This window comes from Bradyrhizobium sp. SMVTL-02, from assembly GCF_051853005.1.
GTDB lineage: Bacteria > Pseudomonadota > Alphaproteobacteria > Rhizobiales > Xanthobacteraceae > Bradyrhizobium.
The window spans coordinates 475,618-491,828 of the sequence record NZ_CP182469.1 but is presented as its reverse complement, the minus strand read 5'-3'; the positions used below and the strand labels follow the sequence as shown (position 1 = coordinate 491,828).

Below are 16,211 nucleotides of genomic sequence, written 5' to 3'. Positions count from 1 at the left end.
TCGCCTCAATGTCGCAATCACTCCGCCGCCACGATCGTTCCCTCGACCTCGCCGAACCCGACGCGATAGCCGTTGCCCTGGCACCAGCCGCGCATGACGAGGCTGTCGCCGTCTTCCAGGAACGAACGCCTGGCGCCGCCGGGCAGCTCGACCGGCTCGGTGCCGTTCCAGCTGATCTCGAGCAGGCTGCCGCGCTGGTTCTTCTCGGGACCGGAGATGGTGCCGCTCCCCAAGAGATCGCCGACGTTCATGGCGCAGCCGCTCGAGGCGTGGTGCATCAATTGCTGCACGGAGGACCAGTACATGTACTTGAAATTGGTGCGGCTGATGCTGGCGGGCGCGTTGGCGCCTGCGGCGCGCAAGGACACGTCCAGCTCGACGTCGTAATTCTGAGGCTTGATCTGCTTCAGATAGTCGAGCGGCACCGGCTCCTGCTCCGGTCCCTTCAGCCGGAACGGCTCCAGCGCCTCGCGCGTCACCACCCAAGGGCTGATCGAGGTCGCGAACGCTTTTGCCAGGAACGGGCCGAGCGGCACATATTCCCATTGCTGGATGTCGCGCGCGCTCCAGTCGTTGAGCAGCACGAAGCCGAAGATCATCTCCTCGGCCTGGCTCTCGGTCAGCATGCCGCCCATGGCTGAGGGCTGGCCGATCACGACGCCCATCTCCAGCTCGAAATCGAGTCGCTTGCACGGCGCAAAGCTCGGCAGCTCCACATTCGGCGGCTTCAGCTGTCCGCGCGGCCGCTTCACCCTCGTGCCGGAGACCACGACGGTGGAGGCGCGGCCGTTGTAGGCGATCGGCATGTGCAGCCAGTTCGGCTGCAGCGCATTGTCCTTGCCGCGGAACATCACGCCGACATTCGTGGCGTGCTCCCTGGACGAATAGAAATCGGTATAGCCGGAGACCGCGAACGGCAGATGCAGCCTTGCATCGCGCATCGGCACCAGCGCCTGCTTGCGCAGCTCCTCGTTGTCGCGCAGCTCCGGATGATCGTGACGCAGCAGCTCGCTGATCCGAGCCCGCGTCTCCGTCCACACCTTCGGCCCCAGCGCCATGAAGCGGTTGAGCGAAGGTCCGGAGAACACGCCGAGAGGGCCGACATCGAGCCGGGAATCCTGTTCGAGCTCCCAGAGATCGAGCACGTAATTGCCGATCGCGACGCCGACCCGCGGCGTCGGATTGGCAGCGGTCGAGAACACGCCATAGGGCAGGTTCTGGATCGGGAAGTCCGAGGCGGGATCGACCTCGATGAACGAGCGGAGGCTGGGGTCGTTGGGGTGGGTTGTCACGTTCGGCTCGATTCTTTCTTCCTTCTCCCCTTGTGGGTGAAGGTGGCGCGAAGCGCCGGATGAGGGGTTCTATCCACGTATCCGAATGTGAGAGGTTCACTCGCGGAGACAGACCCCTCACCAGTCTCGCCGCTACGCGGTAGCCGATGCAAAGCATCGGCGTTCTTAAGAGACGGCGGCCAAGGGCCGCCCATGCCACCCTCTCCCACAAGGGGAGAGGGGAAGAAAGCTAAGGCTTGCTCGGATCGAAGCGCTTCTCCAGACCCTTCCAGCAATCGGCGTAATCGTCCTGCAGCGTCGACGACTTCGCGGCATGCGCTGTCACACGCTGCGGGTAGCGGGTCTCGAACATGAACGCCATGGTGCCGGTCAGCTTCACCGGCTTCAGCTCGCCGTTGCTGGCGTGCTCGAAGGCATCGCGGTCGGGGCCGTGCGGCAGCATGCAATTGTGCAAGGAGATACCACCAGGCACGAAGCCCTGCGGCTTGGCGTCGTAGACGCCGTAGATCAGGCCCATGAACTCGCTCATGATGTTCATGTGGTACCATGGCGGACGGAAGGTGTTGTCGGCGACCATCCAGCGCTCGGGGAAGATGACGAAGTCGATATTCGCGGTGCCTGCGGTCTCCGACGGCGAGGTCAGTACGGTGAAGATCGAGGGATCGGGGTGATCGAAGCTGATCGCGCCGACGGGTGAGAAGGTGCGCAGATCGTATTTGTAGGGCGCGTAGTTGCCGTGCCAGGCGACGACGTCGATCGGCGAATGCGGCAATATCGTCCTGAACAGCGAGCCGCCCCATTTCACGAACAGCTCCGTCGGCGTGTCCTTGTCCTCGTAGTTCGCGACCGGGGTGAGGAAATCGCGCGCATTGGCGAGACAGTTGGCACCGATCGGGCCACGCTCCGGCAGCGTGAAGGCGCCGCCATAGTTTTCGCAGAGATAGCCGCGCGCCGGCCCGTTCGGAATCTCGACACGGAACTTGACGCCGCGCGGGATCACCACGATTTCGCCGGGCTGGGCATCGATGCGGCCGAACTCGGTGACGAGGCGCAGATTGCCCTGCTGCAGCACGAACATCAGCTCGCCGTCGGCATTGTAGAAGTGCTGGTCCACCATCGATTTGGTGATGAGGTAGACGTGCGCGGCCATGCCGGCCTGCGTGTTGACGTCACCGGCCGTCGTCATGGTCTGCACGCCCTGAAGGAAGGTCACCTCCTCCTTCGGCAGCGGCGCCGGATCCCAGCGCAATTGCGCGATCGGCAGATCGTATTCGTGGCACGGCGCCGAGCGCCACAGGCCGGCATCGACCTTCTCGAAGCGGCCGGAATGCTTCACCGAGGGGCGGATGCGATAGAGCCAGGAGCGCTCGTTGGTGCCGCGCGGCGCGGTGAAGGGCGAGCCGGACAATTGCTCGGCGTAGAGCCCGTAGGCGCAGCGCTGCGGCGAGTTGCGCCCGATCGGCAGCGCGCCCGGCAGCGCCTCGGTCTCAAAACTGTTGCCGAAGCCGGACATGTAGCCCGGCGTCACCTGGGCCGAGCTTCGAACGATCTGGTCAGGCGAGGTATTGATGTTCATGACTATCCTCCTCCTTGCAGGGCGGCCCACATTTCCTGGTCGCGCTTGTCGGTCCAGATCACGGGGTCGTCGATCCCCGACGCCTCGTCATAGGCGCGCGACACGTTGAACGGCAGGCAGTGCTCGTAGATGGCAAAACTCGAGAATTTCGGATCCATCACCTCGCGCGTCGCCGCCATCGATTCCTTCAGCGTGCGGCCCTTGGCGACCGAGATTTCGGCGGCGCCATAGAGCGAGGTGACGAAGTCGCGCGTCATCGCGATGGCTTCGCGCACCGTGGCGGTGCCCTTGAGCGCATCGCCGCGGCCCGGCGCGATCGCCTTCGGATTGAAGTTACGGATCTCGTTCAGCGTGATCGGCCATTCGCGCAGATGCGCATCGCCGCAATAGCAGGCCGAGTGATACTCGATGAGGTCGCCGGAGAACATCACCTCGGCATCCGGCACCCAGGCGACGATGTCGCCCGAGGTGTGGCCCGCGCCCAGCTGCATCAGCCGCACCTCGCGCTTGCCGAGATAGATCGACATCTCACCCTCGAAGGTGAGCGTCGGCCAGGTCAGGCCGGGAATGCTCGATGCATCCTGGAACAGGCGCGGGAAGCGGCCGTATTCGGAATCCCAATCCTGCTTGCCGCGCTCCTCGATCAGACGATAGGTCTCCTGCGAAGCGACGATGCCTTGCGCCTTGTAGGCGGAGGCACCGAGCACGCGGACGGCGTGATAGTGCGACAGCACGACATACTTGATCGGCTTGTCGGTGACCGCGCGCACGCGCTCGATCACCTTGTTCGCCATCGCCGGCGTCGCCTGCGCGTCAAACACGAGGCAGCCATCGTCACCGACGATCACGGCCGTGTTCGGATCGCCCTCGGCGGTGAAGGCATAGAGATCGGTGCCGATCTCGGAGAAGGTGATCTGTTTCTCGGAGAGATCGCCGGTGGATGCGAAGTTCTTCGCCATCTATTCGTCCTTACGAGGTTATTGTTGCTGCTGCTGCTGCTGCTGTTGCTGCTGGCCGTCGATCACCCGGCGTTTGGCAAGCCCGATCGCCTCCTGCAGCACGTCGATGTCGCCGATATGGTTGGCGAGGATCAGCACCAGTGCCGCATCGAAATCGGCGCTCTGCTCCTCCGTGAGTCCGCGGTGCGCCTCGACGATGGTGCGGAAGGCATCGTCCGGGCGCGCGAAGTTCGAGCTGGTGGAAAGCGGCATGCGAAACCTCAATTCATGCCTGCGGCGCGCGACAGCGCTGCTTGAACAGCATCGCGCGTCGGATGCCGGAAGCGCGCCGCAACATAGCCGTCGGGCCTGAGCAGATAAGTCGTCCCCGGCTCTGCGTCGTAGCGCTTTGCCACGAGACCGGAGGGATCGCCAAGTCCGCCCTCTCCGCCGACGCGGATATTCTTGACGCCGTCGGATGCATCGAGCGCCGCGCCATTGCTGAATGACAGCAGCGTGAAGTCCGTTCCACCTTTGCGGAAGGCATCCGTGAGATAGCTCCGCTCGGCAATGGGCGCATCGAGCATCGAACAGCCGGGACGAGGCCCGCCGCGCCATGCATCGGCGTCGGGCGACGACAGCGGCGTGTCGTAGCTGCAAGGCACCGAGAGCCGGCCGCCATTGACCATGCGCTTGCCGAACTCGGTCTCCTTGGCCAGCGACAGCACCGCCTTGCGCAGCCGCGCCTCCTGATGCGAGTTCGGCGCCATGAAGTCGGTCGAGCGGGTGGACTCGCGGATGTTCTCGTCCGCCGCCATGCTGCGCTCGATATGGTAGCTCTCCAGCAGGCTGGCGGGCGATTTGCCACGCAGCACGCGATCGAGCTTCCAGGACAGGTTCTCGGCGTCCTCGAGTCCGGAATTGGCGCCACGCGCGCCGAAGGGCGAAACCTGATGCGCGGAGTCGCCGGCGAAGATCACGTGGCCGTGGATGAAGCGGTCCATCCGCCGGCACTGGAATTTGTAGAGCGAGATCCATTCGAACTCGAACTCGTCGTGTCCGAGCATGCGCGCGATCCGCGGCCGCACGTTCTCCGGCTTCTTCTCGACAACCGGATCGGCATAGCGATTGAGCTGGAGATCGATGCGCCAGACATCGTCGGGCTGCCGGTGCAGCAGCGCCGAACGTCCGGCATGAAACGGCGGATCGAACCAGAACCAGCGCTCGGTCGGGAATTCCGCGGTCATCTTGACGTCGGCGATGAGGAACTGATCCTCGAACACCTGGCCCGCAAATTCCGCGCCAACCATCTGCCGCAGGGAGGACCGCGCGCCGTCGCAGGCAACGACATATTGCGCATTCAGGCGATAGGTGCCTTCAGGCGTTTCGATCGTCAGCAGCGCGGAATCGTTGCGCTGCTCGAGCGCCGTCACCTTGTTGCGCCAGCGCAGGTCGATCTCGGGCAGCTCGTTGATGCGATCGACCAGATAGGCCTCGGCGTAATATTGCTGGAGATTGATGAAGGCCGGCCGCTTGTGGCCGTCTTCCGGCAGGAGGTTGAACTGGTAGAGCTGGGATTCGCCGTGAAAGATCCGGCCAACGCTCCACACCACGCCCTTGTCGACCATGCGATCGCCGACGCCGAGCCGATCCCAGTATTCCAGCGAGCGTTTCGAGAAGCAGATCGCGCGCGAGCCTTCGCCGATGCGGTCGGCATCATCCAGCAAGACGACGCGCTGGCCGCGCTGAGCGAGATCGATCGCCAGCGACAGGCCGACCGGACCGGCTCCGACAATCACGACCGGATGCGCCGCGGGGCTTGACCCGGCGCGGTCCTGATCGGGATGACGGCGATAGCCGAACTGGGTTTGGGCCTGATGCGTATTGGCGCCCGCCATACACTAACCTCGGCTCTGGTCAGAACAGGACTAATCTGCTAGATAGTCTCACGTGCAACTATTTTGGACCGGAGCCGGCCGGCCGTCAACTGGAAATCGGAGCGCTCTCCTTGGCGAGAACATCCAGCGACATCGCGCTGAAGACACGCGACCCCGGCGAGGCTTCGCCGCGACCGAAGGCACGGCTCGACCTGTTCAAGTTCGTGCCGTTCCGTCTCAACCGGCTGGCGGCCGAGGTGAGTTCCGCGCTCGCGGTCGAATATCAGGAACGTCACGGCCTCGACATTCCAGCCTGGCGCGTGATCGCCACGCTCGGCTTTCGCGTTGATGCCTGCAGCGCGCAGTACATCTCCCAATGCACCCGCACGCACAAATCCACCATCAGCCGCGCGGTGACCACGCTGCTCGATGAGCAGCTGATCGAGCGCGTCGAGAACGAGGCCGACCGCCGTGAATTCCGCCTGCAACTGACGAAGAAGGGCCGCGCGCTGTACGAGGAGCTGTTCCCGCAATTGCTGCGGCGCGAGGACGAGATCCTCGCCTGCCTCTCCGCGCAGGAGCGCAAGCAGCTCTCGGCGCTGCTCGGCAAGATCGAAGCGAGTCTCGACCTGATCCAGACCAGCGAAGAGGCCGACGCCAAGCAGGCGTATTAGGAACGTAGAGAGCCGCGGACGTCGGCGTTTGGGGGCCGCTTGAGGAGGCCTGTAGGCCCGTGACGGCACTGGCTTATATAGCGATGCTCATTGTGGCGCTTGCCGCGCCTCGCGCATGCGCCGCTGACATAGGTTATCTGGCTCCCCCTGGAGTCGCTGCAAACGAGTTTCCCTCGCCGCAGCGTCCTGTTGCACGGATCGTCAGCCCACGCCGCGCCGCCGAAGAGCGCCGCGACGCTCTCGACGAGGTCGGTCAAATCGCACGTATGCTCGAACTGAAACCAGGCATGACGGTCGGCGACATTGGAGCAGGCGAGGGCTACCACACCGTCAGGCTCTCGCACCTCGTCGCACCCGCCGGCTCTGTCGTTGCCCAGGACGTCACGCGGGACTACCTCATCGAACTCGCCAGGCGAACAGAACGCCTGAAGTTGACGAACGTGCAATTCGCGCTCGGCGAGCCACACGACCCGCGTCTGCCCGCTTCCTCGCTGGATGCCGCAATCCTCGTGCACATGTATCACGAGATCGCCCAACCCTATGCCTTCCTCTACAATCTCGCGCCGGCCTTGAAGCCGGGTGCGCGGGTCGGAATTGTCGATCTCGAGCTTCCGACGTCGAAGCATGGCACGCCAATTGAGCTCTTGCGCTGCGAATTGACCGCCGTTGGCTATCGCGAGGTCGCCACATATGAGCTCGCAGGGGACGGAGGGTACCTGGCGGTCTTCTCTCCGCCGGAGCTAGCGGCTCGAAAATCTCCCCGCGATATCGTTGCTTGCAGGAATCCTCCCAGCGCTCGTTGACGCCGCACCAGCCACCTGTCTGAGAGGCTGAACCTGTCCGAAGAAGCGGTTAGACCGGAAGTCGTCGGCCGAGACTCAAACCGGCGCTTTTTGACCCAAATCGGGCCTCGGGACGGCCGGCCTCAATGACAAGCAAGCCGATTGTTCCCGCGCGGATTCAAGGCTAGTTTATTTCCCTTCGCTGCCCGAAAGCCGGAGGCGAACATGGCACGGTTGGGAGCGGCCGTTCAGGCGTTGGTTGCGCTGCCCATCATTTTCGTATCCGCGGTGGGCGCGCAAGCGCAGACCACCGACAAGCCGCCGTTCTGGGCTTACACTTACAATCCGCCTGACTTCAAGCCGCCCCCCGATGACGGCCAGCCTCGCCGGGTGCCCGACAGCACGGTGAGCTATACGGTTCCACAAACGCGCGATCGCTTCCTCGCACCGGATTGGCACCCGGGTGACCATCCGGCGATGCCGACGGTGGTGGCGAGCGGCCGCGCGCCTGACGTCTACGCCTGCGGCTTCTGTCATCGTGCCTCTGGAACGGGTGGTCCGGAGAACGCCGACATCGCCGGCCTGCCGGTGGCCTATTTTATTCAACAGATGCAAGACTTCAGGAGCGGCAAACGCGCGACAGCACTACCCGACCGCATCCCGCAGGCATGGATGATCTCGGTCGCGAAGGCATCGAACGACGACGAGATCAAGGCGGCGGCTGAATATTTTGCCGCCATCAAGCCAAAGAAGTTGGTTGATGTGGTGGAGACTGAGACCGTGCCGAAACCGACGGTCGCGGGCTGGTTCTTCGTCACTCAAGGCGACGAACGCGAGCTGATCGGCATGCGCATCATCGAGACCCCGGCGGACGTTGGCCGCTTCGTCAACCGCGACGCGCGCGTCCGCTTTACCGCCTACGTGCCGCCCGGTAGCGTCGCTGCCGGTCGTGAGCTGGCCTTGAAGCCGGAGATCGCCTGCGCCAGCTGCCATGGCGAGAAGCTGACCGGCACCGACGTCGTGCCGGGCATCGCCGGGCGCTCGCCAACCTACATCTTCCGCCAGCTCTACGAATACCGGCACGGCTTTCGCGCCGGGCCGGAGAGCAAGCCGATGATCGATGTGGTCAAAACGCTCAACGAGGCGGACTTTTTGCCACTTGCCGCCTATCTCGCCACGCTCGAGCGGTGAAGCTGTTTGGCGAAGACTCGGTGGCGCAGGACTCAGCTGCTATTTCGCAAACGAGCGTGAGGGCGGCAGGTGCAGCGCCCATGCATCGACCTCGTCGCTGGCGCGCGGATAGATCTCGGTCACGATCGGATCGTGGCCGGGAATGTACCTGTCAGGATGACCGGCGAGGCGCTCGATCGTCTCCCAGCCGGCGGCCATGTCGCCGACATTGTAGACGATCGGGAATGGGCTGCGGCGCTGAAGATTGGCGTAGTAGTGCGCGGCATCGGAAGCCAGCACGACGGAGCCGCGCGCGGTCTCGACCTTGACCACCTGCAAGCCGTCGGAATGGCCGCCGACGCGGTGCACGGTGACGCCGGGCGCGACCTCGCCGGCGCCCGAATAGAACGTGACACGCTCGCCATAGACATGGCGCACCATCTGCGTGACGTGCTCGACCGAGAACGGATGTCGCAGCAGACCGTTGCACATGCAGCGCCCCGTCGCGTAAGCCATCTCTCGCTCCTGCAGATGGAAGCGCGCATTCGGGAAGCGGTCGAGATTGCCGGCATGGTCGTAGTGCAGATGCGTCACGATGACCTCGCGAATGCTCGAAGCCGCGACGCCAAAGCGCTCCAGCGCATCGACCGGATTGAGCGTCAGCTTGCGTGCCCGCGCGCTCGCCTCCTCGGCATTGAAGCCGGTATCGACCAGAATGTCGCGGCCGTACCCTCGGATCAGCCAGACGAAATAGTCGAGATCCTGCGCCGCGCTGTCATGCGGATCGGGGACCAGGAAGTTCATGCTGGGCGTACGCGGCGACATCGTCGCATAGCGCAGGGCGTAGATTTCGTAGACGTTTCCCATGGCTCTTGGCTTTGCTCTTTTGTGAGGGGAGCTGAACGACCGGACGCACCAAGCCATCGTCCGCCGCAAAGGTCAAACAGCGAGGCTTGCTACGACCGCGGACCTGCAATGTGAGACCAATCACATTTTCATCGCCATGAGCGCCCTAACATGAGCGCCCTAACATGAGTGCCCTAACATGAGTGCCCTGGGATCACTGCTGCAACATGGCCGCTTGCCATGCCCAACCAGGTCGGTTCGAACCGAACATGACAGCCCGTTCATCCCGCTACCGATGCCCCCCTGCGCTGCGCTCAATCGCCGCGATAATGCCGAATCTCCAAGAGGTTGACGCCCCCTCCCCCCGGTCTGATAATGCATGGGGCGTAAGTTAAGGTCGCCGCGGCGCAAGCTGGAACGGCGCCTTTTTGGCTGGACCGCGCTGATTATGAAAATTCGCTTTCTTTTCCTTCTCCCGTTGCTCGTTTCGCTCGTCCCGACTGCGCCAGCGCTGGCGGCCGGCGACCGCTATGCGCTGGTCATCGGCAACGCCAAATATCCGGATGCGGATGCTCCGCTGAAGGAACCGATCAACGATGCACGCGACATCGCCGACGAGCTCAAGCGCGACGGCTTCTCGGTCGAGATCGGCGAGAACCTGACCGGCGACGGCATGCGCCGCGCCTTCGACAGGCTCTATGGCAAGATCAAGCCGGGTTCGGTGGCGCTGGTGTTCTTCAGCGGCTTCGGCATCCAGTCGGCGCGCCAGAGCTACATGCTGCCGGTCGATGCGCAGATCTGGACCGAATCCGACGTGCGCCGCGACGGGTTCAGCCTCGAGACCGTGCTCGGCGAGCTCAACACGCGCGGTGCCGGCGTCAAGATCGCGCTGATCGATGCCTCCAGGCGCAACCCGTTCGAGCGCCGGTTCCGCAGCTTCTCGGCCGGCCTCACGCCCGTCATCGCGCCGAACGGCACGCTGGTGATGTATTCGGCGGCGCTGGCCTCGGTGGTCTCGGACGCCGGCGGCGACCACAGCCTGTTCGTGCAGGAACTGCTGAAGGAAATCCGCGTCCCCGACCTGATGGCCGAGGAGACGCTGAACCGCACCAAGATGGGCGTCACCCGCGCCTCGCGCGGCGAGCAGGTGCCGTGGATCTCCTCCTCACTGGCCGAGGATTTCTCCTTCATTCCGGGCGCCGCTGGGTCGCGCCCGACGACAGCAACGACGACGCCCCCGCCGCCTGCTCCGCCCGTCGTCGCCAACAACCCACCGCCGGCACCACCCGCGCCGCCGTCACCGCCAGCTCCGCCCGCGCCGACGAAGCCGGCCGACACGATTGCTGCGCCTGCCCCTCCGCCGGCGCCCGCACCGGCTCCGTCACCGAAGCCGCAGGTCGAGGCCGCCCTGCCTCCGCCGCCACCGCCGGTGAAACCGGTCGATCCCGCGCCGGCCCCGAACGCGGATGGCGGGCCGAACGCGGCCGTCCTGGCGGAAGATCCCACCATCAAGGGCCTGACGGCCAAGATCGCGGCCAATCCTGATGACGTGAACGCGCTGTACCGGCGCGGCCAGGTCTATGCCAGCAAGGGCGCCTACAGCCTCGCAATCAAGGATTTCGACGACACGCTCCGGATCAATTCGAAGGACGTCGAGGCGCTGAACAACCGCTGCTGGACCCGGACCGTGGTCGGCGACCTCCAGGGCGCGCTGAAGGATTGCAACGAGGCGCTGCGGCTGCGGCCGAACTTCGTCGATGCGCTGGACAGCCGCGGGCTCGTCAACCTGAAGTCGGGCGCGGTCAAGAACGCGATCGCCGATTTCGATGCGGCCCTCAGGATCAATCCGCGGCTGACCTCCTCGCTCTACGGCCGTGGCCTTGCCAAGCAGCGTAACGGCTCCACCCAGGAAGGCGCGCTCGACATTGCCAATGCCAAGGCGATGGATCCGAACATCGTTCAGGAATTCGCAAGCTACGGAGTACGCTAGTATTTTTTTGGGTTGAGGCGTCAGCCGCCTCGAACCCTTGGCGGCCCACGGAAGACTAACGGTCGGATGCCGCAGCGGCCTTTCCGGGGGGCGTATTGCAGGAATTTTGGAACCGCGCGGGCACGCTGCGCAGGAGGGACTAGCAATGAGATTGGCTGCAAAGGGACTGACCGCGATCCTGTCCATCATGGCCATTGGCGCGACCCTGTCGCTGCCGGCCGCGCCCGCATTCGCCGGCGATGACGGCATCAGCAAGAATGTCACCGAGGACGAGATCGTTCGCGCGCTGGCCCCGCCGGCGAAGAAGCCGCTGACCCGCGGCCTCTCGATGGCCCCGCAGGCCGATCCCGCGCCAAACGCGGCGGAGACCAAGCTGATCCAGTCCGTGCGCGGCCGCTCGACGCGCTCGCTGTCGTCGACCGAGCGCGAGGAGATCGCGTCGGTCGCCAAGGACAAGCCGAACATTGATCTCGAAATCACCTTCGACTACAACTCCGCCAATATCAGCGCCAAGTCGCTGCCCTCGGTGCAGGCGCTCGGCCGCGCGCTGACCAGTCCCGACCTGAAGGACTCGACCTTCGTGGTCGCCGGCCACACCGACGCCGCCGGCGGCGAGGCCTACAACCAGGACCTGTCGGAGCGCCGCGCGGATTCGATCAAGCGCTACCTGGTCGAGAAGTACAGCATCCCGGCGACCGACCTCGTCACCGTCGGCTACGGCAAGAGCAAGCTGAAGGACCCGAGCCAGCCCTTGGCCGAGGTCAACCGCCGCGTGCAGGTGGTCAACATGGAAAACAAGGCCACTGCGTCGAAGTAAGCACGACGCAATGCTTTGAATGACCCGCCGCGATGTGGTGTAACGTCTCGCGTCCAAAGCGCGTCCCGCAGCCTTGCGGGACGCCGCTTTATTGCAGGGAAATGCTCTTCATGGGCCTCGTGCGGACGGCCGTGAGCCAGGCCAGGATGATCCGGCGATGAACCTCTCCGAATATCTCAAGCCAGCCGGAACCGTGGCCTTCGTCGTGGCCCTTGGCGTCGGCTATTATCTGTTCGAGCATCGGCGCCGCCCCGAGGTGAAGGAGACGCCGAGCACGGCGCTCGTCATCGTGACGAAGTCGACCAATGCCTGCTTCTCCGACCTCGTGCGGGTGACCGGCTTCTTCGTGCCGCGCCGCGAAGCAGTGGTGATCGCCGACCAGGAAGGCTCCAAGGTCACCGACCTCTTCGTCACCGAAGGTACTCTGGTCACCGACAACCAGGAACTGGCGCGCCTGACCGCGCCGCCGCAGATTCCGGGCCAGCCGCAGCGGCCCGGCCCGCAAGGCCCGATCCCGCTGAAGGCGCCTGCGCCGGGTCTCGTCACCGAGGTCCGCACCATCGTCGGCGCGCCCGCCTCCCCACAGGCCGGCCCGATGTTCCGCATCGCCGTCAACAACGAGATCGAGCTCGACGCTCAGGTTCCGGCGGTCCACATGCCCAAGCTCAGTCCCGGCGCGACCGTGCGCATCAGCCGCGACGACGCGCCCGATCTGATCGGGCGGGTACGGCTGGTCGCGCCCGAGATCGACCGCGCCACGCAGCTCGGCCGCGTCCGCATCAGCGTCACCAACAATCCCTCGCTGAAGGTCGGCGTGTTCGCGCGCGCCTCGATCGACGCCAAGCGAAGCTGCGGCGTCGCGGTCCCCAAGACCGCCATCGACCATCGCACCGTGCAGGTCGTCAAAGGCAACACGGTCGAGACGCGCAAGGTGCGGGTCGGACTGTCGTCCGACACCGCGACCGAAATCCTGGAAGGGCTCGAGGTCGGCGAAATCGTCGTGGCCGACGCCGGCTCTTCGCTCCATGACGGCGACCAGATCAAGACCATGTTCGCCGATGAACTCGATCGCACGCGGGTACGCTGATGGCTCTCAATATTTCGGCATGGTCGATCCGACATCCGCTGCCGTCGGTCGTCTTTTCGATCATCCTTCTGGTGCTCGGCTGGACCTCCTTCGTGAAGCTCGCGGTAACGCGGCTGCCCTCGGCCGACATCCCCGTGATCTCGGTCGCGGTGTCGCAGTTCGGCGCGGCGCCCGCCGAGCTCGAATCCCAGGTCACCAAGACCATCGAAGACGCGGTCTCCGGCGTCGAGGGCGTCAGGCACATCACATCGTCGATCACCGACGGCCTGTCGCTGACCACCATCCAGTTCGCGCTGGAGACCAACACCGATCGCGCGCTCAACGACGTCAAGGACGCGGTGACGCGCGTGCGCTCGAACCTGCCGCAGAACGTCACCGAGCCGCTGATCCAGCGCGTCGACGTGATCGGCCTGCCGATCGTCACCTATGCAGCGATCTCGCCCGGCAAGACGCCGGAGCAGCTCTCCTATTTCGTCGACGACGTGGTCAAGCGCGCGCTGCAGGGCGTGCGCGGCGTCGCCCAGGTCGAGCGCATCGGCGGTGTCGAGCGCGAAATCCTCGTCTCGCTCGATCCCGACCGCCTGCAGGCGATGGGACTGACCGCGGTCAATGTCAGCCAGAGCCTGCGCGGCACCAATGTCGACGTCGCCGGCGGCCGCGCCGAGATCGGCAAGAACGACCAGGCGATCCGCACCCTCGCCGGCGCCAAGACGCTGGGCGACCTCGCCGGCACCATGGTTCCGCTGTTCGGCGGCGGCGAGGTGCGGCTCGATGATCTCGGCACCGTCACCGACACCATCGCCGACCGCCGCACCTTCGCCCGCTTCAACGGCGAGCCGGTGGTCGCGCTCGGCATCAAGCGCTCCAAGGGCGCCAGCGACGTGAAGGTCGCCGCCGCCGTGCAGAAGCGCATCGACGCGCTCAAGGCGGCCTATCCCGACGTCGACCTCAAGCTGATCGACACCTCGGTCGACTACACCAACGGCAATTACGAAGCGGCGATCTCCACCCTGTTCGAGGGCGCCATCCTCGCCGTCGTCATCGTGCTGCTGTTCCTGCGCGACCTGCGCGCCACCATCATCGCCGCGATCTCGCTGCCGCTGTCGATCTTCCCGGCGTTCTGGGCGATGGACCTGCTCGGCTTCTCGCTCAACCTCGTCAGCTTCCTCGCCATCACGCTGTCGACGGGTATCCTCGTCGACGACGCCATCGTCGAGATCGAGAACATCGTCCGGCACATGAACATGGGCAAATCGCCCTATCGTGCCGCGCTGGAAGCGGCCGACGAGATCGGCCTCGCGGTGATCGCGATCTCGCTCACGATCATCGCGATCTTCGCGCCCGCGAGCTTCATGTCCGGCATCGCCGGGCAGTTCTTCAAGCAGTTCGGCATCACCGTCTCGGTGCAGGTGTTCTTCTCGCTGCTCGCCGCGCGCTTCGTCACGCCGGTGCTGGCCGCCTACTTCCTCAAGCATGGCCATCACGAGGAGCCGCCGCCCGGCCGCATCTTGCGGTCCTATCATGGGATCGTGGCCTGGTCGGTGAAGCACTATTTCATCACGGTGCTGATCGGCTTCGGCATCTTCGCCGCCTCGATCTGGAGCATCACGCTGCTGCCGCAGGGCTTCCTGCCCGCGCAGGACAGCGCGCGCTCGCTGCTGGCGCTCGAGCTGCCGCCGGGTACCCAGCTCGCCTATACCGAGAAGGTCACCGAGGACATCGTCGCCCGGCTGCGCAAGCGGCCCGAGGTGAAGAGCATCTTCGTCGACGGCGGCCGCGTTCCGCCCGGCACCCAGGAGGTCCGCCGCGCCGCCCTGATCATCAACTACACGCCCAAGGCCGACCGCGACATCACCCAGCGCGAGCTGGAATTCTCGATCAGCCAGGAGCTGGAGAACATTCCGGACATCCGCTTCTGGTTCCTCGACGAGAACGGCCTGCGCGCGATCTCGCTGGTCGTGACCGGCGTCGACGCCAACATCGTCAACAACGTCGCCAGCGAGCTCGCGACGCAGATGAAGCGGATTCCGACCATCTCGAACGTGATCTCGGAAACCACGCTGGAGCGGCCCGAGCTGCGCATCGAGCCGCGCGCCGATCTCGCCGCGCGCCTCGGCGTCTCCACCGAAAGCCTGTCGCAGACCATCCGCGTCGCCACCATCGGCGACGTCGGGCCCGCGCTCGCCAAGTTCGACGTCGGCGACCGTCTGGTGCCGATCCGGGTGCAGCTCGAGGACGCCGCGCGCGGCAATCTGAAGACGCTCGAGCAATTGCGCGTGCCGCTCGGCGAGCGCGGCGAGAAGGGCGGCGTGCCGCTCTCGGTGATCGCCGACGTCAAGCTCGACCAGGGTCCGACCAGCATCAACCGCTACGACCGCGAGCGCCAGGCAACGGTCGCAGCCGACCTCGTCGGCTCCGCCGCGCTCGGCGATGCCACCAAGAAGATCTACGACCTGCCGGTGATGAAGACCTTGCCGAAGAGCGTGAAGGTCTCTCCGTCAGGCGACGCCGAAAGCCTGAACGAATTGTCCGACGGCTTCGCCACCGCGATCACGGCGGGCCTGATGATGGTCTATGCCGTGCTGGTGCTGCTGTTCGGCACCTTCCTGCAGCCGATCACCATCCTGTTCTCCCTGCCGCTCTCGATCGGCGGCGCCATCGCCGCCCTGCTCATCACCGGCAAGCAGCTCACGACCCCGGTGTGGATCGGCATCCTGATGCTGATGGGCATCGTCACCAAAAACGCGATCATGCTGGTGGAGTTCGCGATCGAAGCGATCCGCGACGGCAAGCCGCGCGAGGAGGCCATGATCGACGCCGGCATGAAGCGCGCCCGCCCGATCGTGATGACCACGATCGCGATGGCCGCAGGCATGATGCCGAGCGCGCTCGCGGTCGGCGCCGGCGGCGAGTTCCGCTCGCCGATGGCGCTCGCGGTGATCGGAGGCCTGCTCTTCTCGACCGTCCTGTCGCTGGTGTTCGTGCCCGCGATGTTCATGGTGATGGACGATCTCGGCGCCCTGATCTGGCGTTTTGGCAAGCGGCTGATCGTGCACAGTGAGGATGTGGCGACCACGGAGCATCATGGGGCTGCGCCTGCGGAGGCGCGGCCGAAGAACATCGTGCACCCGGCGGCGGAGTAGGCTCTGCGATGGGCGGCGC

13 protein-coding genes are annotated in these 16,211 nt (G+C 65.1%); 7 read left to right on the top strand and 6 right to left on the bottom strand.

Features of this window, described 5'->3' with window-relative positions; genetic code table 11:
- Positions 1-17: 17 nt before the first annotated feature.
- The 5 genes from fahA to ACNJYB_RS02290 form a co-directional block, all read right to left on the bottom strand.
- On the bottom strand, positions 18-1,292 hold the full coding sequence (gene fahA, locus ACNJYB_RS02310; RefSeq protein ID WP_439372513.1) for a fumarylacetoacetase: 1,275 nt from the start codon (positions 1,290-1,292) through the stop codon (positions 18-20).
- 229 nt (positions 1,293-1,521) lie between these two features.
- The gene (hmgA, locus tag ACNJYB_RS02305; RefSeq protein ID WP_439372512.1) at positions 1,522-2,868 is read right to left on the bottom strand and encodes a homogentisate 1,2-dioxygenase; all 1,347 of its coding nucleotides are present in this window, start codon (positions 2,866-2,868) and stop codon (positions 1,522-1,524) included.
- Positions 2,869-2,870: 2 nt separating this feature from the next.
- On the bottom strand, positions 2,871-3,827 hold the full coding sequence (locus ACNJYB_RS02300) for an MBL fold metallo-hydrolase (RefSeq protein WP_439372511.1): 957 nt from the start codon (positions 3,825-3,827) through the stop codon (positions 2,871-2,873).
- A gap of 18 nt (positions 3,828-3,845) precedes the next feature.
- Positions 3,846-4,079 carry a DUF2783 domain-containing protein gene (locus ACNJYB_RS02295; RefSeq protein ID WP_439372510.1) on the bottom strand — a complete coding sequence of 78 codons (234 nt, stop codon included), beginning with the start codon at positions 4,077-4,079 and terminating at the stop codon, positions 3,846-3,848.
- Positions 4,080-4,087: 8 nt separating this feature from the next.
- Complete coding sequence (locus tag ACNJYB_RS02290; protein ID WP_439372509.1) at positions 4,088-5,704, bottom strand: FAD-dependent oxidoreductase; 1,617 nt, start codon at positions 5,702-5,704, stop codon at positions 4,088-4,090.
- Positions 5,705-5,814: 110 nt separating this feature from the next.
- Between ACNJYB_RS02290 and ACNJYB_RS02285 the strand changes: the two genes are divergently transcribed.
- The 3 genes from ACNJYB_RS02285 (at position 5,815) to ACNJYB_RS02275 (ending at position 8,330) form a co-directional block, all read left to right on the top strand.
- Positions 5,815-6,357 (top strand): MarR family winged helix-turn-helix transcriptional regulator, encoded by a 543-nt coding sequence (locus tag ACNJYB_RS02285; protein ID WP_439372508.1) that lies wholly within the window; start codon positions 5,815-5,817, stop codon positions 6,355-6,357.
- An 83-nt stretch (positions 6,358-6,440) separates the two neighbouring features.
- Positions 6,441-7,160 carry a class I SAM-dependent methyltransferase gene (locus ACNJYB_RS02280; protein WP_439375778.1) on the top strand — a complete coding sequence of 240 codons (720 nt, stop codon included), beginning with the start codon at positions 6,441-6,443 and terminating at the stop codon, positions 7,158-7,160.
- Positions 7,161-7,364: 204 nt separating this feature from the next.
- On the top strand, positions 7,365-8,330 hold the full coding sequence (locus tag ACNJYB_RS02275) for a c-type cytochrome (RefSeq protein ID WP_439372507.1): 966 nt from the start codon (positions 7,365-7,367) through the stop codon (positions 8,328-8,330).
- Between the two features lie 39 nt (positions 8,331-8,369).
- Here ACNJYB_RS02275 and ACNJYB_RS02270 read toward each other — a convergent pair whose 3' ends face one another.
- On the bottom strand, positions 8,370-9,176 hold the full coding sequence (locus ACNJYB_RS02270) for an N-acyl homoserine lactonase family protein (protein ID WP_439372506.1): 807 nt from the start codon (positions 9,174-9,176) through the stop codon (positions 8,370-8,372).
- A gap of 427 nt (positions 9,177-9,603) precedes the next feature.
- Here ACNJYB_RS02270 and ACNJYB_RS02265 point away from each other — a divergent pair, with 427 nt between their 5' ends.
- From ACNJYB_RS02265 to ACNJYB_RS02250, 4 genes are all read left to right on the top strand, one after another.
- Positions 9,604-11,145, top strand: coding sequence for a caspase family protein (locus tag ACNJYB_RS02265; protein WP_439372505.1), 1,542 nt, complete (start codon positions 9,604-9,606; stop codon positions 11,143-11,145).
- A 145-nt stretch (positions 11,146-11,290) separates the two neighbouring features.
- Positions 11,291-11,962 carry an OmpA family protein gene (locus ACNJYB_RS02260; RefSeq protein WP_439372504.1) on the top strand — a complete coding sequence of 224 codons (672 nt, stop codon included), beginning with the start codon at positions 11,291-11,293 and terminating at the stop codon, positions 11,960-11,962.
- Between the two features lie 157 nt (positions 11,963-12,119).
- Positions 12,120-13,049, top strand: coding sequence for an efflux RND transporter periplasmic adaptor subunit (locus ACNJYB_RS02255; protein ID WP_439372503.1), 930 nt, complete (start codon positions 12,120-12,122; stop codon positions 13,047-13,049).
- Positions 13,049-16,192 carry an efflux RND transporter permease subunit gene (locus ACNJYB_RS02250; protein ID WP_439372502.1) on the top strand — a complete coding sequence of 1,048 codons (3,144 nt, stop codon included), beginning with the start codon at positions 13,049-13,051 and terminating at the stop codon, positions 16,190-16,192. Before ACNJYB_RS02255 ends, ACNJYB_RS02250 begins: the two co-directional genes overlap by 1 nt.
- Positions 16,193-16,211: the final 19 nt, after the last annotated feature.